The sequence below is a fragment of the Kosakonia radicincitans DSM 16656 genome, from assembly GCF_000280495.2.
Classification (GTDB): Bacteria; Pseudomonadota; Gammaproteobacteria; order Enterobacterales; family Enterobacteriaceae; genus Kosakonia; species Kosakonia radicincitans.
In genome coordinates this window covers 1,878,503-1,895,964 of record NZ_CP018016.1, presented here as the reverse complement: position 1 = coordinate 1,895,964, position 17,462 = coordinate 1,878,503, and the positions used below count along the sequence as shown (strand labels likewise).

Annotated in this window: 16 protein-coding genes; all 16 read right to left on the bottom strand. The window is 53.9% G+C overall.

Annotation, left to right across the window (positions count from 1 at the left end):
• Window positions 1-2 precede the first annotated feature (2 nt).
• The 16 genes from wcaL to wcaA all read right to left on the bottom strand — a co-directional run bounded on the left by wcaL (window position 3) and on the right by wcaA (window position 17,365).
• Window positions 3-1,223: a colanic acid biosynthesis glycosyltransferase WcaL gene (gene wcaL / locus Y71_RS09225; protein WP_007371270.1), complete on the bottom strand. Its 1,221-nt coding sequence runs from the start codon at window positions 1,221-1,223 to the stop codon at window positions 3-5.
• Window positions 1,220-2,500 carry a colanic acid biosynthesis pyruvyl transferase WcaK gene (gene wcaK / locus Y71_RS09220; RefSeq protein WP_007371269.1) on the bottom strand — a complete coding sequence of 427 codons (1,281 nt, stop codon included), beginning with the start codon at window positions 2,498-2,500 and terminating at the stop codon, window positions 1,220-1,222. Before wcaK ends, wcaL begins: the two co-directional genes overlap by 4 nt.
• Window positions 2,501-2,532: 32 nt before the next feature.
• Window positions 2,533-4,011, bottom strand: coding sequence for a colanic acid undecaprenyl disphosphate flippase WzxC (gene wzxC, locus Y71_RS09215; protein WP_007371268.1), 1,479 nt, complete (start codon window positions 4,009-4,011; stop codon window positions 2,533-2,535).
• Between the two features lie 10 nt (window positions 4,012-4,021).
• A complete protein-coding gene (gene wcaJ, locus Y71_RS09210) occupies window positions 4,022-5,416 on the bottom strand; it encodes an undecaprenyl-phosphate glucose phosphotransferase (RefSeq protein WP_007371267.1) in 1,395 nt (464 codons plus the stop codon).
• A gap of 58 nt (window positions 5,417-5,474) precedes the next feature.
• The gene (gene cpsG, locus Y71_RS09205) at window positions 5,475-6,845 is read right to left on the bottom strand and encodes a colanic acid biosynthesis phosphomannomutase CpsG (protein ID WP_007371266.1); all 1,371 of its coding nucleotides are present in this window, start codon (window positions 6,843-6,845) and stop codon (window positions 5,475-5,477) included.
• Between the two features lie 109 nt (window positions 6,846-6,954).
• Window positions 6,955-8,391 carry a mannose-1-phosphate guanyltransferase gene (gene cpsB, locus Y71_RS09200; RefSeq protein WP_007371265.1) on the bottom strand — a complete coding sequence of 479 codons (1,437 nt, stop codon included), beginning with the start codon at window positions 8,389-8,391 and terminating at the stop codon, window positions 6,955-6,957.
• Window positions 8,388-9,695, bottom strand: a complete 1,308-nt coding sequence (wcaI, locus tag Y71_RS09195; RefSeq protein WP_007371264.1) for a colanic acid biosynthesis fucosyltransferase WcaI — start codon at window positions 9,693-9,695, stop codon at window positions 8,388-8,390. Before wcaI ends, cpsB begins: the two co-directional genes overlap by 4 nt.
• Window positions 9,692-10,165 (bottom strand): GDP-mannose mannosyl hydrolase, encoded by a 474-nt coding sequence (locus Y71_RS09190; protein WP_007371263.1) that lies wholly within the window; start codon window positions 10,163-10,165, stop codon window positions 9,692-9,694. The genes wcaI and Y71_RS09190 overlap by 4 nt, the downstream gene beginning before the upstream one ends.
• Before the next feature lie 2 nt (window positions 10,166-10,167).
• Window positions 10,168-11,133: a GDP-L-fucose synthase gene (fcl, locus tag Y71_RS09185; protein WP_007371262.1), complete on the bottom strand. Its 966-nt coding sequence runs from the start codon at window positions 11,131-11,133 to the stop codon at window positions 10,168-10,170.
• 2 nt (window positions 11,134-11,135) lie between these two features.
• Window positions 11,136-12,257 (bottom strand): GDP-mannose 4,6-dehydratase, encoded by a 1,122-nt coding sequence (gene gmd / locus Y71_RS09180; protein ID WP_007371261.1) that lies wholly within the window; start codon window positions 12,255-12,257, stop codon window positions 11,136-11,138.
• Window positions 12,258-12,282: 25 nt separating this feature from the next.
• Window positions 12,283-12,837: a colanic acid biosynthesis acetyltransferase WcaF gene (gene wcaF, locus Y71_RS09175; protein ID WP_007371260.1), complete on the bottom strand. Its 555-nt coding sequence runs from the start codon at window positions 12,835-12,837 to the stop codon at window positions 12,283-12,285.
• Window positions 12,838-12,859: 22 nt separating this feature from the next.
• Entirely contained in the window at window positions 12,860-13,606 is a 747-nt protein-coding gene (gene wcaE / locus Y71_RS09170) for a colanic acid biosynthesis glycosyltransferase WcaE (protein WP_007371259.1), read from the bottom strand.
• Between the two features lie 13 nt (window positions 13,607-13,619).
• The gene (gene wcaD / locus Y71_RS09165; protein WP_007371258.1) at window positions 13,620-14,840 is read right to left on the bottom strand and encodes a colanic acid polymerase WcaD; all 1,221 of its coding nucleotides are present in this window, start codon (window positions 14,838-14,840) and stop codon (window positions 13,620-13,622) included.
• Window positions 14,815-16,032 carry a colanic acid biosynthesis glycosyltransferase WcaC gene (wcaC, locus tag Y71_RS09160; protein WP_007371257.1) on the bottom strand — a complete coding sequence of 406 codons (1,218 nt, stop codon included), beginning with the start codon at window positions 16,030-16,032 and terminating at the stop codon, window positions 14,815-14,817. Before wcaC ends, wcaD begins: the two co-directional genes overlap by 26 nt.
• Window positions 16,029-16,520, bottom strand: a complete 492-nt coding sequence (gene wcaB, locus Y71_RS09155; protein ID WP_007371256.1) for a colanic acid biosynthesis acetyltransferase WcaB — start codon at window positions 16,518-16,520, stop codon at window positions 16,029-16,031. The genes wcaC and wcaB overlap by 4 nt, the downstream gene beginning before the upstream one ends.
• The gene (wcaA, locus tag Y71_RS09150) at window positions 16,520-17,365 is read right to left on the bottom strand and encodes a colanic acid biosynthesis glycosyltransferase WcaA (RefSeq protein ID WP_007371255.1); all 846 of its coding nucleotides are present in this window, start codon (window positions 17,363-17,365) and stop codon (window positions 16,520-16,522) included. Before wcaA ends, wcaB begins: the two co-directional genes overlap by 1 nt.
• Window positions 17,366-17,462 lie beyond the last annotated feature (97 nt).

Below are 17,462 nucleotides of genomic sequence, written 5' to 3'. Positions count from 1 at the left end.
ATTCAAAGCGCCTGCAACAGGCTGGCAAGCTGCTGATTGATGATCTTTTGATTAAAGTCGGCTTCGACTTTTTCCCGCGCACGCGTCACCACCGGCGCTAAATCCTGGCCCTGCATCGAGCCAAACGCGGCAAGCCGCTGCGCCAGCGCCTGAGCATCGTTTTCCGGCACCAGCCAGCCAGATTTCCCGGCTTCAATCAGCTCCGGAATGCCGCTGTGCACCGTCGAAACCACCGGAATGCCCACGGCCATCGCTTCCATCAGGGCAACGGGTATCCCTTCCATATCGCCATCCGCGCCCGTCACCGAAGGTAACAGGAAAACATCCGCTTCATCGAGCATGGCCTTGACTTCATGGCTCGGTTTGAAGCCCGGCATCTCGATCACATCTTCCAGTTGGAACTGTTCGATCAACGTACGCAAACGGCGTTCCCACGGACCGATACCCAGAATGCGATATTTGAAATCGACGCCGCGTTCCTTCAGCAGGCGGCAGGCTTCAATCGCCACATGCAGCCCTTTTTTCTCGGTAAGACGCGCCACTGAGATAATTTGCAGCGGAGTGCCCGGCGTTCTAACCGGGCGCAGGCTAAAGCGCGCCATATCGACGCCCATACGCGAAACCGCGATTTTTTTCTCCGGGCATCCCATCTTTTTCAGTCTTCCCGCCCACAGTTCGCTGATCGGCAGCATCAAATCCCCGCGCTGGAACAGTTGCTGATACTCCGGCGTGTAGTGGTTCAGCACATCGCGATGGGAAATATCGATGCCATGGAAAACCGTGGCAATTTTGCCCTTCAGCACCCCAAGTTCACGCAGTTTTGCCGCCGTAACGCCTGCCGGGCCAAAGTGAGCAATAAAAATATCCGCCTTGAAGGTACGTGGCGCGAGGGCGCAAATCGCCGGCAGGATCAGGTTACGCGCCTCGTTACCATAGCGGCTGATATTCAGCGCTTTCCAGGTTGCTGATTTCCACATCCCGCGCGCCATTGCCTGCGCACGGTAACCCAGCTTCGCCATACGTCCTTCCGGTTCCGACAGCAACCAGCGGGTTTTCTCCGCCAGTCGGTATTCAGTGTACGCCGCATGGGTATTGTTCATATCGCCCTTTTGCAGAGCGATGATTTCCACCTCAAACCCCATATTGATAAACGCAACAATCTGGTTGAGGACAAAGGTTTCGGAAGATAATGGAAACTTCAGCAAAAAGAAGCTGACTTTCATTTCACCTCCTGTACGCGATCAAGCACCGATTTCACCATCTTCATGCCCTGTTCGCGTTCAGCCGCAACCGCTGTTGCCAGACGCTGGTTAATTGCAGGTAACTGACCCAGCGAATCGGCGACCATCGCCGCCAGCGAACCGTCCAGCAAGTGACGAATATCGACCGCCATTTCCGGCATGCCCAGTTGCTGCATGATGCCCGCCGATTTGTGTTCGTAGTTGATGGCAATCGCCGGGGTACCAAAGTTCATTGAGATGATCGCCGAGTGCAGACGCGTGCCGACAGTCAAATCGCAGGCGGCCAGCAATTTTCCCATCTCCAGATCGTTGAGTTCATCCATCACCACATGGTATTGCGACGGATCGTTAACGTACTGGCCCAGGTTGAGCGCCACCATGCGGTCATCTTTGTTGTAGCTGTCGATACCGGTACAGGTGGAAAGCGCAATCACCTGGTAGCCCGCATCGATAATGCGGTTGACCACTCCGGCAAATGCCTGTTCGTAGGCCTGCTGCGTGGTATTCAATCGCTTGTCGAACGGTGCCAGTTCGCGCAGGGTAATGGCGACGGTTTTCTGTTTTGCTGCCAGGTTCAGCCAGTGCTGCACCGCATAGCTGGCAACAAAATCGTGCTGATGGTGATCCACCAGCCAGGCGGTATCCACGCCCTGCTCCACTTTCGCTGTAGTGATATTGCTCTGCTTCATCAGATTCAGGCTGACGGTTTCACGTAAGATCAGCGCATCACAGTGACCGAAAACATAATTCGCCAGTTGGTTGAAAGCTTCATTCTGGAACGGGCCAACGCTGTGACCAATCATATAAAGCGGCTTTTTCGCCATGAAGGTGCAGAGCGCATGTTCAAATTGCGGCACGCCATAGAGATCGACAAAGAACGAACCGCCGACCTGAATAATCGCGTCATAATCGTTAAGCCTGCGGACAAAATCGGTAAAGCCCTGGGCGATGGCGATATTGCGCAGCTTGCCGGTGTCCGTCACGCGTGAAAGCAGAACCTGGTGCTGATAGCGACGGCGTAGCACTTTCTTCACCCGCCCCATCAGACCGGCGGCGTTATTGTGCTCTTTCATCTGGCTGTAGAGCGGATCGCCCATCACCGGACGGTTTAATAACCATGATGAACTCACCGGATAGCGACTCATCACGTCAACGTCTGCATCAGGATTAATCAGGGCAATCGCATCCAGCAATCCGCGTAAAATTGCGCTGTCACCACGGTTTCCGCAGGTATGATTGCCAAGGATCAATAATTTCATAACGACCTCATGAAGGGGTTCAATAACGTTTCTTATCCTGCGCGAAGCAGCGTTTTAAGTTTCTCGTTGCGGCAAAACTGGCGCTTCATCTCCACCACCAGCGCGTTGCGCGAGACAATCAGCATCACCGCGAAAGCCAGTACGCCTGCCGCGACCTGTACTGCCAGCATGGCGGCCAGCGGCATATGCCCGTTCAGCGCCAGCCCAAGGCCATAGCTCACGACCAGCGTCGGCAGCGATAAGTAGAACGGCAACCACAGGCTGAGGATGTACTGACGATAGCTGGAACCGAGCACCGGTTTGATCATCACGAAGTAGCTCAACACGGTGTTGATGATTTGCACCAGCAGGAAACCCAGCGTTACGCCCAGCGCACCGGCCAGATGGCCGCCGATAATAATGGCGGGAATAAAGAGAAACGTTTTGAAAACATTGAATTTAAAACTGATATCCACCCGCGCTTTCGCCATCAGCAGCGAACCGATAGGGTTACCGACCGCGCGCAGCAGGCCAACAATACAGAGCAATTGCAGGATCGGGATAATGCTGTTCCACTTGTCGCCAAAGACCAGCGGCACAAAATTGTTCGACACCACCATCAGCCCCAGCAGGATGGGGAAGTTGATGATCCCCACCACCGACAGCAGCTTGTAGAAGTTAACACGCAGCTTCTCCGTGTCGTCCTGAATTTTGGCGAACGCCGGGAACAGTACGCGGGTAATAATCGGGTTGAGCTTCATCGGCGGCACCACCGCCACGTTGTACGCCAGGTTGTATCCCCCGGCGACGCTGGCGCCGAGGATACGCGCCAGCACTAACGTGGAGAGGTTGGTGTTGACATAGTTAATGATGCTGTCAGCCGTCAGCCATGCGCCAAAGCGCAGATTTGAACTGACCGACGCAAGGGAGAAATGCAAGCCAGGGCGATAGATCTTGCGGCCAAAATAGCCGAACAGCAGCGTACGAACGGCGCTGTTGACCAGATAACCGAGGATGGCTGTCATCGCCAGCGGCCAGTAAAAGGCGCTGATCACCGTAAAGCAGAAGCCCGCCAGTACCGACACGGTTTCAATCGCGCCAATCTTATTGAACTCCAGCTCTTTCTGCATCAGCGCGCGGAACTGCTGACCGTGCGGGATCACCACAAAGGCGAACGACAGGGTTTTGATCAGCGGCGCCAGATCCGGGTTGTGCAAGACGCTGGCAATGACGTTGCTCAGCGAGAAAACCAGCAGACAAACCACAATCCCCAGCCCAACGTTCAGCCAGTACAGGGTGGTGAGTTCCAGATGGCTTATCTCTTTGCGCTGAATAATGGAGTTAGCAATACCAAAATCCGACAGCGTATCCGCCAGCGCGATAATCACCAGTGAGACGGTCAACAGACCGAACTGGTGATTATCGATAATGCGCGCCAGCACCGTCATCTGCACCAGCCCCAGGCCGATGATGGTTAAAGTGGCCATCGCTGACCACTTTGCACCGCTGATGGTTTTTTCTCTCAGGCTCATGACCTTTCCTTTAATACGCCGCTTTATTAATAAAGCCTTTAAAGATGGTCAGAAAAACGATTTTGATATCGAACCACAGACTCCACTCGCGGATGTACTCCAGGTCGAACTCAACGCGTTTTTCCATTTTTTCCAGCGTGTCGGTTTCGCCGCGCCAGCCGTTAATCTGCGCCCAGCCGGTAATGCCTGGTTTCACTTTATGACGCAGCATGTAACCCTCAATCAGCGAACGGTACTGCTCGTTGTGCGCCACCGCATGCGGGCGTGGGCCAACGATAGACATGCCGCCGAGCAGCACATTAATGAACTGCGGCAGTTCGTCGAGCGAGGTACGGCGCAGGAAGCTCCCCACTTTGGTTACACGCGGATCGTTCTGCGTTGCCTGGGTCACCACTTTGTCGTTTTCCATCACCCTCATGGAACGGAATTTCCAGACTTTGATTGGCTTACCGTCCATGCCATAACGGGTCTGACGGAAGATAATCGGGCCGGGAGAGCTGAGTTTTACCGCCACCGCAATCGCCAGCAGAACCGGAGAGATCAGCAGTAAAATCATTGACGAGAGTACAATGTCTTCAAGGCGTTTCAGAATGCGGTTCACGCCGGAAAGCGGTGTTTCGTACAGCGGAACTACCGGCACACCATTCATCTCTTCAATCCGCGAATGCAGAATATTGAAGGTGAAGACATCCGGGATCAGGATCACTGAACAGGTGGTGTCTGCCAACTGACGCACCAGCTTTTTGATGCTGGCCGCATCATTCATCGACATCGCGATATAGACGTTGTGAATTTTCCCCGCTTTCGCATCGTCAACCAGCTGGTCGAGATTACCCGCCCAGCCGGTGGTGATGCCGCCCGGTTGCGGATCGTGGTACACCCCCACCACATCGAATCCCAACCAGGGTTCATTGCGAAAACCTTCCAGCAACGCCTGGCCCATCGGCATATCCCCCGCCACCGCAACGCGGCGCGTGTTATAGCCCAGGTTCCGCAGCCAGCCTGCGCCAAAGCGGATCACCGCGCGGCTCAGCATCAGCCCCATACTGGTTAACAAATACCAGGGGAGATAAATCATGAAGGTGTTATCGAAATCGTTGTTGAACGAGAGCAGCCCCGCGCTGAAAATCAGGCTGAGCGTCCAGTTCTGCAACAGTAGGGTCAGTTCAGTCGTAATTTTTACCCCTCGCCAGGAGCGATAAAAATCGGTCATTCCGCCAATCATCTGGAAGACAACCAGGGAGAGCAGAGCCATCAGCAGATGCATGTAGAAAAAGGGCAACGCATTCAATTTGCACACCAGCCACAGCCCACCGAACATAATGGTGATGTCAGAGAATCGCTGCACGATTGAGATTAACGATGCATTCGTTTTGGCCCGGTCGCGCTTTTTTAGATGAGTCATCGTTTTACCTGCCTGTATGTTGACTCTCCCCACGTCCGGGGGAGAGCAACGCCGAGATTTACTGATTCAACAGCGCCAGAATTTCCTGCGTTCGTGCCTCCATCAGTGACACATCGCGACGCGACTCAACGTTCAGTCGCACTACCGGCTCGGTATTGGATGAACGGAGGTTAAAGCGCCACTCAGGGAAGGCGATGCTGATGCCGTCGGTGCGATCGATCTCCAGCGCGCCGGGCGTAAAATGCTGCTCAACACGCTGGATAGCCGTGACCGGATCGGCAAGCTTGCTGTTGATTTCACCACTCGCCGGGAACGCCAGCATTCGATCGCTGACCAGCTCGGCGAGGGTTTTACCTTTCAGGCACAGCAGCTCAGTGACCAGCAGCCACGGGATCATGCCGCTGTCGCAATAGGCGAAATCGCGGAAGTAGTGGTGCGCGCTCATCTCGCCGCCATAGATGGCATCTTCGTTACGCATACGTTCTTTAATAAATGCGTGCCCGGTTTTTGACATCACCGGCGTGCCGCCCGCGCGCGTCACCACATCCACCGTATTCCAGGAGAGACGCGGGTCGTGGATGATTTTGGCGCCAGGGTGTTTTTCGAGGAACGCTTCCGCCAGCAAACCAACGATGTAGTAGCCTTCAATAAAGCGCCCTTCACCATCGAACAAGAAGCAGCGGTCGAAATCGCCGTCAAAGGCGATCCCCATGTCGGCGTGATGTTCCAGCACCGCATTGCGGGTATCCGCGCGACACTCCGGCAGTAGCGGGTTAGGAATACCGTGCGGGAAAGTGCCGTCCGGTTCGTTATGCACTTTGATAAAGGTCACCGGCACGTTCAGCGCTTTGAAGCGGGCTTCAATGGCATCCACTACCGGACCTGCCGCGCCGTTACCGGAGTTGATCACCAGTTTCAATGGCTTAAGGTTAGCCGGATTGATATAGCCCAGCAGATGATCGATATAGGCATCGCGCAGGTTAATCTGCTCATAGCTGCCGCGTTTTTCCGCATCCACCGGCGGAAAGTCGTTGGCTTCCGCCAGACGCTGCACATCGCGCAGCCCGGTATCGCCGCTGATCGGACGTGCGCCTTTGCGCACCAGCTTCATACCGTTATAGTCCATCGGGTTGTGGCTGGCAGTCACTTCGATGCCGCCATCCACGCCGAGATGGAACGTGGCAAAATAGATCTCTTCGGTACCGGAAAGACCGATATCCAGCACGTTGACGCCCGCATCCTGCAGCCCTTTCGCCAGCGCCAGTTTCAACGATTCGCTGGTCTGACGCACATCGCCGCCCAGCACAATCGTTTGCGGCTTCAGGTATTCACCGTAGGCGCGGCCGATACGCCATGCGATATCTTCATTCAGTTCTTCGCCCAGCTTTCCACGGATATCGTAAGCTTTAAAACAGGTTAATTTTTCCATCATTACCTCTTCTTAAGGCAACAGTCAGCCTTGACCGTAAAATGGCCATTTGTTATTGATTCGTTTGTTTTTTCTGCCGGACGGGCAACACCGCGTCCGGCACTGGCTTTTAAACTCGCCCGTAGCGATCCGCAAAGCGCACGATGTCGTCTTCTTCCAGGTACGAACCCGAACGAACTTCAATCAGATCGAGCGGAATTTTCCCCGGGTTTTCCAGACAGTGATGCGCGCCAAGCGGGATATAGATCGATTCATTCTCACCGAGTAATTTCACTTCATCATTGATGGTCACTTTCGCCGTTCCCGCCACCACTACCCAGTGCTCCGCACGGTGATGATGCATCTGTACGGAGAGCCCCTCGCCCGGCTTCACGGTAATGCGTTTCACTTGATAGCGATCGCCGGTATCGATGGAGTCATATTTGCCCCATGGGCGGTAAACTTCACGGTGGATATGATGCTCGTGACGCCCGTCGGCTTTGATTTTCTCCACCACTTTTTTCACATCCTGTACCTGATTGCGATCGGCAATCAGCACCGCATCTTTGGTCTGAACCACCACCAGATCTTTCACGCCGACGGTCGTGACCAGCCCGGACTCCGCATACACGTAGCTGTTTTGGGTGTTATGGCTGATGACGTCGCCGTGATGGACGTTTCCCTCCGGTGTGTGCTGGCTGATTTCCCACAGCGAAGACCAGGAACCGACATCGCTCCAGCCTGCATCCATCGGCACGACCACCGCATCCGCCGTGCGTTCCATTACCGCATAGTCAATCGACTCTTCCGGGCAGGCGAGGAACGCCTCTTCATCAACGCGGACAAAATCCATATCCGGATCAGCGGCCTGCATCGCCTGTTCGCAGGCGCGCAAAATGTCCGGACGATATTTATTCAGCTCTTCAAGGAAACGACCGGCACGGAACAGGAACATACCGCTGTTCCAGTAATATTCGCCGCTGGCAACGTAACCCTGTGCCGTTTCCAGGTTCGGTTTTTCAACGAACTGCGCCACCTCAAAGGCAACGGAATCGGCCTGCCCGGCACTGACACCGCCGCGGCGGATATAGCCATAGCCCGTTTCCGGCAGATCCGGCACGATGCCGAAGGTCACCAGTTTGCCACTCTGCGCATAAGGAATAGCGTCGCGAACCGAGGCGCGAAACGCCTCTTCGTTCTGAATGACATGGTCGGCCGCCAGCACCAGCATCAGCGGATCGCTGTCCGGGTTGTGGCGTTTTATCGCCAGCGCCGCCAGCGCAATCGCCGGAGCGGTATTACGGCCAGCCGGTTCGAGAATGATGTTCTCGGTCAGCTTGTGCAGTTGACGCAGTTGCTCGGCGACAATAAAGCGATGTTGTTCATTACAAATCACCACCGGGCTTTCACACTCGACACCATTCAGGCGACAGACGGTGGTCTGCAACATGGTGAGATCGCCCTTCAGGCAGAGAAACTGTTTAGGGTAAAGCACGCGGGACAACGGCCACAGACGGCTTCCGGAGCCTCCGGCCATCACTACCGGATAGAGTTGTGTTTGACTCATGATTTATCCCCATTCCCGTCAAAATTCAGGCGGCCTTCGTGCTGCGCGCTTTCGCGGGCGCGTACGGGCTTCACGGAACTTTCCGGGCTGATATCAGCAATAAACTGGTTTAATACGCTCTCTTTTTCGAGCGTGCGTTCGGCATATTCACGTGCCACCGTGTTGTTTTTGGGCAGCGCCAGCGCGCGCTCAATGCCCCAGGTCAGCGCCTCGACCGATTCCGGCTCCACGCAGACCGCAATGCCTGGCTCTGCCAGACAGAGTTGCCCGAGCTCAGTGCTCTCTTCAGCAGTGATTACCGCATTACCGCCCACCGCCAGAATGTTGGTCAGCTTGGACGGCAATACCGCATCGGCCGCACCACGTTTCTGAATAACCAGATGGCAATCGCCCATTTTCAGCAGCGCCGGCAGCGCATCGTACGGCTGCAACGGGAAGAAGATGACGTTGTTCAGGCCGCGTTCACTAACCTGTTTTTCCAGCCGCGCCTTCCCCCCGCCCTGACCGACAATGACAAACAGCCATGGATGGGTGTGTAACTGCGCAGCGGCTTCAATGACGTTTTCCAGCCCCTGCTTCTCGCCGATGTTGCCGGAGTAAAGAATGATTTTTTTGTCATCCGGCAGACCGAGATTGCGGCGCAGTTCCGTGACATCGGCATCGCTGACATCGCGAAACCGCGCCACTTCCGACCAGTTCGGGAAGAAGATGATTTTGTCGGCCTCCACCCCTTTCTCGCGCGCTTTGTTCATCATTGAGCGAGAGATGGTGGAGACGTTATCGACGTTATGCAGATTGCTGCGTTCAAACGCGGTCGCCAGCTTCGCCACGCGGCCGCTTTTACCTTTACCCGCCATTCCCAGACCGAGCATGGCGTCCACTTCATAATCCTGAATATGCAGCACGGTTTTTGCGCCGCTCAGTTTGGCCAGCAGGCGCATCCCCGGCGTGCAAAACAACGTTGGCACCACGCCGATAATGCGGTCCGGTTTCCAGCTACGCTGCGCCATCAGCGGGAAAAAGCTGCTGAGGGCAAAGCTGCCCAGATGCAGTAAACGCTTCAGGGTCGATGGCTGTTTTGGCACATACAGCGGGCAGCGCCACACCGTGGCGGCACCCTGCTCTTTACGCCAGCGCCAGGCGCTGTAGTGCTCGCCGACTTTCCATTCCGGATAGTAAGGCGGCGCTGTGATCACGCGCACTTCATGGCCCTGACGGGCCATCCATTCCACCATTTCGCCGGTGTACTTACCGATCCCGGTAAGCTCCGGCGAATAGTTGATGCCATAGACCAGGATCTTCATAAGCCCGGTACTCCCTGTGCGTCGAGGAAATAGGCGCGGCTGTTGTCATGCACCAGCGGGTCGGCAATCAGCGACTCCGGCGTCCCCCAGCGATAGTCATTGTGCTGATCCGGCGGCAGTGCGAGCGTTTGCTCGTCCACGCGCAGGCGGAAACCCAGCACAATGTAGTGGGTGGAAAAATCGCTACCGGAGAAATTATCGTCATAGAAGTGCTGCCAGACGCCGTAAAACTCGCCTGCAGACATCGGCAGGCGCAGCCCCAGTTCCGCCAGGGTCAGCCGCTCGAAAGCGGCCGCCAGCGGTTCGTCCTTTTGCACGCGTCCGCCCGGCACAAACCAGTATCCCTGGGCCGGACGGTTAGTGCGCTTGCCGAGCAAAAACTCGCCGCGTGAGTTTTCCACGATCAAATCGATGGAAATCAGCGGAGTGGAGCGCACCACCGTGGCAAAATCTTCCTGACTCAAAAACATGCCTACCCCCGGAACCGGTGCTGGTTTTCAAGGAACCACTGGTAGGTGCTTGCAAGCCCTGCTTCCAGTGAGATCTCGTGATACCAGCCAAGCTGATGCAGACGCGTCACATCCAGCAATTTACGCGGCGTACCGTCCGGCTTGGTGGCGTCAAACACCACGCGGCCTTTGTAGCCGACAACGCTGGCAACTGTCTGCGCCAGTTCGCGAATCGTGCAATCCACACCAGTACCAACGTTGATATGCGACAGCATCGGTTCGGTGTTCTCTTGCCACACTTCGCGCGCCAGCTCCTGAACATGGATGCTGGCTGCCGCCATATCGTCCACGTGCAGGAATTCACGCATCGGCGTGCCGCTTCCCCACACCACCACGTCCGGCGTGTTCTCCTGCGTCGCCTCGTGGAAGCGGCGCAGCAGCGCCGGGATCACGTGCGAATTGCTCGGGTGGAAGTTATCGTGCGGACCATACAGGTTCGTCGGCATTACCGAGCGGTAGTCGCGGTCATACTGGCGATTGTAGGACTCGCACAGTTTGATACCGGCGATCTTGGCAATCGCGTACGGCTCGTTGGTCGGCTCCAGCGTCCCCTGCAACAGCTCACTTTCCGCGATCGGTTGGTGTGCCAGTTTCGGGTAGATACAGGACGAACCGAGGAACAACAGCTTGTTCACGTCATGCTTATGCGCTGAGTGAATGATGTTGCTCTCAATCATCATGTTTTCGTAGATGAAGTCCGCCGGGTAGGTATTGTTCGCCACAATACCGCCCACTTTTGCCGCCGCCAGGTAAACCTGGTCGATACGGTTGCTGGCGAAAAAAGCATCGACAGCAGCGGAATCCAGCAGGTTCAGCTCTTCACGGGAGCGCAGTACCAGTTCAACATCCGCACGTTGTTCGAGCTGGCGAACAATGGCTGATCCCACCATCCCGCGATGGCCAGCCACGAAAATACGTTGTTTGGTCATGCTTAAGACTCCAGCGCGATGGCAACCTCGTAACCGTGGGCTTTAAGCAGTGAGTGTTTTTTCGCTGCTTCCAGATCTTTCGCCACCATCTCGGAGACCATCTCCTGCAGCGTGGTTTCCGGTTTCCAGCCCAGTTTTTCGTGTGCTTTGGTCGGATCGCCCAGCAGGGTTTCCACTTCCGCAGGACGGAAGTAGCGCGGGTCAACGGCGACGATTACATCACCCGGTTTCACGCCCGGTGCATCATGGCCGGTCACGGAAACCACAATACCCTTCTCTTCTACGCCCGTGCCTTCAAAGCGCAGTTTGATACCCAGTTGCGCTGCTGCCATTTCGACGAACTGACGCACGGAGTACTGCACGCCGGTGGCGATAACGAAGTCTTCCGGTTTTTCCTGTTGCAGCATCATCCACTGCATTCTCACGTAGTCTTTCGCATGGCCCCAGTCACGCAGGGAATCCATGTTGCCGAGGTACAGGCAGGATTCCAGACCCTGAGCAATGTTGGCGATCGCACGGGTGATTTTACGGGTTACGAAGGTTTCGCCGCGACGCGGAGATTCGTGGTTGAACAGAATGCCGTTGCAGGCATACATGCCATAAGATTCACGGTAGTTCACGGTGATCCAGTAGGCGTAAAGTTTGGCAACGGCATACGGAGAACGCGGGTAGAACGGCGTGGTCTCTTTCTGCGGAATTTCCTGCACCAGACCATACAGTTCAGAGGTTGATGCCTGGTAGAAACGGGTTTTCTTCTCAAGGCCGAGGAAGCGAATCGCTTCCAGCAGACGCAGCGTACCCATCGCATCCACGTCGGCGGTGTATTCCGGGGATTCAAACGAAACGGCCACATGGCTCATTGCGCCCAGGTTGTAGACTTCATCCGGTTGAACTTCCTGCAGGATACGGGTCAGGTTGGACGTATCCGTCAGGTCGCCGTAGTGCAGATGGAACTTCGGATTGCAGGTGTGCGGATCCTGATAGATGTGATCCACACGCTCGGTATTGAATGAGGAAGCACGGCGTTTAATACCATGAACTTCATAGCCTTTTTCCAGAAGCAGTTCTGCCAGATAAGAGCCATCTTGCCCGGTTACGCCGGTGATGAGAGCGACTTTAGACATAATTTATTTTCCTCAATAGTCCCTGTTAGGGAGTTACCTTTTCAACGCGTTCGCGCGTCACCACTGCGGGATTGCCACGGCAAATTGCATTTGCCGGAAGCGATTTAAAAACACTGCTGCGCGCACCGACTACCGTCCCGTCGCCGATGGAGACGCCTGGCGCGACAAAGACATCCGTCGCCAGCCAGCACTTCTCACCAATCACGATTGGCGTCGCGTTAATATCGAAATGCGCGCTCTGATAATCGTGACTGCCGGTGCACAAATAACATTTCTGTGAAACCACGGAATTTGCGCCGATGGTGATATCGCCAAGGGTGTACAACACCGCGTCATCACCAACCCAACTGTAATCGCCTAATGTTAATTTCCACGGGTAGGTAATCTTTACCGATGGGCGAATAACCACGCCCTTACCAACCTTTGCGCCAAATAAACGCAAGAGGAATGCACGCCAGCGATACAGCACCTGTGGAGACCAGGCAAATAATGTCGCCTGTACCGCCCACCACAGTTGAACCTTAATAGCATTGCCGCCCCGAAAGCCTTTCGGCACGGAGAATCCTTGTAAATCCTGCATCTTTTTTCCCTATATTTGAGCGTTATGCTTTGTTATATAAGGCCTTTGCTTTGCCAGTCGTCCGCAGGCGCAATATATATGACAATTGCGCCCAAAAACCCGGGACTCGTAATATCGTACGCTGAACTTTGCGGGCATCCTGGCACAATTCAACGTTATTAGAGGTAGATACGCCGCCCATTGAAAATTCAGATACCAGCCCTTTCAAACGTTTGAAAGGAAAACCGGCTTTAAACATTCTGGCCGCTAATGCGTAATCGGAAGAGACTTTAAATTGCAGATCGTAGGGGTATGTTTTCAGACCATTTACCGGGAAAAATATAGCCTGATGGCTGGCCGGTAAGCTGTGGTAAATATACCAGCCATGTTTGGCGCTACGGCGTAATTTGTTGCCGTCGCCAAAATCCAGCAGCGCATCGCCAATATACATGGCGTTCTCGTTTTCTTCATCTAACTGGCGAACAACATCCACAATTTCCTCATGGAAAATATCGCCGGAATTCAAAAACAATGCATAGCGTCCCGTCGCCATGTCAATGCCTTTATTCATGGCATCATAGATGCCTTTGTCACGCTCGCTGATAAAACGTAAATTGTATTGTCCGTTGAGATTTTTCAGAAATTCCGCAGTACCATCCTGCGAGCCGCCGTCAACGACAATCCATTCGAATTCGATATTCTGCGCTTTCGCCAGGTGAGCCAGAGACTGCCAGGTCTTCATCACACCTTCATAATTGCGAAACGCGACAGTAATAACACTTAGCAGCATATGACCCACCTTTTCATGAATTCACGATATTCAGCGCTTTACGCAGAATAAACGGACAAACAATTAAAAACGCATATTCCGGGCTAAAAATTGACCCCGTAAAAAACAACGATATAGGCGTAAACAGGTAAAGCTGTACGCGAAAATTCTGATTATTGCCAAAGGCATTTACCATCATTTTCCCGACTTTGAACAAATACCAGCCTGTCAACAACACTGCGAACCACGAGAAATAAATGATCAGCAGATACAACCCATTGTCTATTGTTTTCCCGACATCTGCACCGTTAAAGATTCCGAATGATGCGACATATTCATAAAGTGAGCCAAATCTTACTACCCCATCAATATTGGTCAGTGAATATCCCACCATCACCAGCGGACCGATAATACGATAATAAGAAGAAGAACCTTCCGTACCTAAATCGCCGAGTCGTTCTGCAATATAGGGGAAAGCGAAAACCACACCGACAATAAACACTGCAAGAGAAATAATTGCCAGTGGTAACTTTTTACGAATCGCCTCTTTGTTCAGATACTGGAATGCCCACTCCAGCAAATAAAACAGGATAAAAGTCATTACCCCAGAGAACGATCCCGAAAGTACTATCCCTGCCAAAATCATAGCATCGGTCTTCGGCGTTTTGATACCAAACTGTTTGATACTGAGCCAAATTGAGATTAATGCCAGAGCGAAGAATGCCGGTTCGAAATATAACGCGGTAGTACGCTTACCGCCGAACTTGATAAAATTCAGCACGTAACTGTTGCTGTAGATGAGGTATTTAGAAATACCCTCCATCAAACTACTCCCACCGGTGAGAATAATCTGAGCCATCTCCATCGCCGCAAGCATCACCACCATTGCCACAACCACATAGAAGAATCGCAAAATCTTGCGGTAATTATGCGGTGATATGGTTTTAAAGCGGATGCTCCACACCATGCCAACAATGATCACAATGTAAACAAACAGCATGGTTGAAGTGACATATTTGCTGGCATCCAGCGATTTACCAAAAATAAAGTTAAACAGCGTTAACCCGGCTCCGGCCCCCAGTGCAATCATCAACTTTTTCAGATTGATTTTGTCGAGATAGAGCAGCAACAGTAGCGGCAAAAACGTCACGATCGTGATCGGGAAACTTTCACCGAGCTGCATGATTTTCACGTTAACCAGCAGGTAAATCACCGGCAGCAGCAGGTAACTACAGACTCTGATAGAACGAGACATATTCCTCCAGCATCTGTTGTCCACTGTAGGCCTGGCGGCTGCGCGCGCGAAATGCGTCGAGGCTTTCGCCAAACACCGCCTGGGCAATTTCTGCTTTACGGCACTGCACCAGCGGCAGCACCTCCTGTTCGGCAAAAGTTTTACCGCCGGATTTCTGCAACACTTCCCGCGCCGCATCGCTGTGCGTGGCGATCACCGGCACGCCAATGGAGAGCGCTTCGCAGAGGATCAGCGGGTAGTTATCCACCCTGGAAGAGAAGACCAGTGCATCCATCTGATTGAGTTCGCTCATCAATTGGCGCTTATCTGTAAGAAAGCCGTGGTTGACAACGTTTTGCCCCTCAAACGGAGAAAACTTGCCAAAGGTGTGCAACTCCACGCGGTCACCCAGCGCCATGATGTCGCGCACCAGTTGCTGATTGGTTTTACCGTCGTAGCGCAGGTCATGGGCAACCACGGCGATTTTCGGTTTTCCTTCGGTGGCTTTTACCGGCGCAAGTTCAGCCAGAATCGCCTCGGTCGCAACATCAATACCGTTATTAATAATGTTGCAGCGCCCTGCGCCATAGAGGCTGTTAAAAGCGTCCGCCACATGCTGGCTGGGGGAGATAAACTGGCAGCCCAGCGCCAGCATATTGTTAAACAACTGGCGCTTGCGGTTGACCAGTTGATGCGCACGATCCACCTTCACCGGCGGATAGTTGCTCAGTGTCGGGCATTTGCGGCAATTCTCTTTCCAGCCTTCGCAGCCATCGGTAAAGGCGCAGCGCCCGGTTACGCTCCAGTGATCATGCAGCGTCCAGACCAGCGTGACGTCAGGTTTGTGCGCTTTCACTTTCTGGCAGAACGCCACCAAATCATCAAGGTTCAGCCAGTAGCTGTGCATTACATGAAAGTGCAGCACCACCGGCCCTTGCGTGCGGGTGACGGTGCGATAAAGGTTATTCAAATTGCCAAAAACGTCGCGGTTAAACAGGCGGAACAGCGCGAGATTAGCAACGGAAGTCAGACGCGGCGTCTGCTTGTAAACCTGCGGATAGTTATCGTGACTGACACTTTTTTTCCCGCCTTTGCCGTAGCCATAAATAAAACGTGATTGCATACCCTTTTGCAGCGCGCGCTGGTGTAAATCCAGCGCCACGCCCGCAGCGCCGCCTTCGGCAAGGCGGACATTGAACTGTAAAATATTCATTTGATCACCTTCACGCGCGCTTTCTCGCCCACCACCAGCGCGTTATCGGGGATGCTGTCGAGTACGACGCTTCCCGCGCCGATAGTGACATTGTTGCCAATCGTAATGTCGCCAATGATCACCACATTCGCGCCCAGCTCGACATTGTTGCCAATCACCGGGCAGGCCAGATTATCGGCACCGCGATTACCGATGGTAACGGCGTGGCGAATCGTGAAATCATCACCCGCGACCACATTTTTATTGATCACCACCGCATAACCGTGATGGATAGTAAAACGGCGCCCGATGGTCGCAGCAGCCTGGATTTCGTAGCCAAACAGACACTCGGTGACAAAGCGATAGAGCAGGATCGCGGGCGCAGCCCACAGGTTATTGATGACGTGTTTTTTGCGCCACACGGAGCAAAAGTGGGCAATACGGTAAGCCGCAACCATGCAGCAAGGGCGCAAGCTCCAGTGGTTTGCGCGAAAATCTTCCAGTCGCATTATTTCCCCCGCAGCCCGTCAGCCAGTCGTTTACCGTTACGCAGCGAGAATAACGTCAGCAGCGTGCGCCAGGTCATGCGCTTATTGCGGATCTGATACAACGTAAATAACTGATATTTTTTACTGGCGCGATCGAACTTGTTTTTATGCTTCCGATAAAAGTGGAAGTAGCCAGAGAATTTCTTCGGCGACGAGGTGATTTGCATTTCGCCGTGATTAACGTGCAGAATCTGCGTGGCTTCTTCAATCTTCCACGGTTCGCCATACTCATCCACCATGCGCAGGAAAATATCGTAATCCTGAGCCGCTTTCAGTTGCGTATCGAACAAGCTCTCTTTGAAGCGCCAGGCCCAGGTAAAGACCTGGTTGCCGACGATGTTGCGCTTCCAGAACAGCTTGCGCGAGAACGGCGATTTCGGATACAGCGGCAGACTGGTGGGCTGCGCATAAACCTCGCCCTGGCAGAGATAATCATTGGCATAGAGAAACGCGCGGGTGTTGAGCAGATGTTTGTGCGCCAGAAAAACTGACAGTCGGTTCGGCGTCCATTCATCGTCGTCATCAATCCCGGTAATGTACTGCCCCTGCGCCTGTAAAATCGCCTGGTTACGTACCGCGCAGGCACCCGAGTTATAGGGGTTGCGCGTATAACTCACGCGTGAATCACCCAGCTCCTCAACAAACTGTTGCAGTTGTTCATACGCGTCGGAACAGTCGTCCACAACGATCATTTCCCAGTGCGGGTAATCCTGGCGCAGCACCGATTTAATGGCGCGGATCGCCAGCTGTTGCCGGTTCCAGGTTGGCATATAGATAGAAATTAATGGGTTTGCTGTTGTGCTCATGATGCGATCCCTAATGCGTTCAACATGCCACGTTCGCCCCCACGTCTGCTCTCCCCCCGGGCGGAGGGAGAGCAGTTCGTGCTAAAGATTGAAGTGA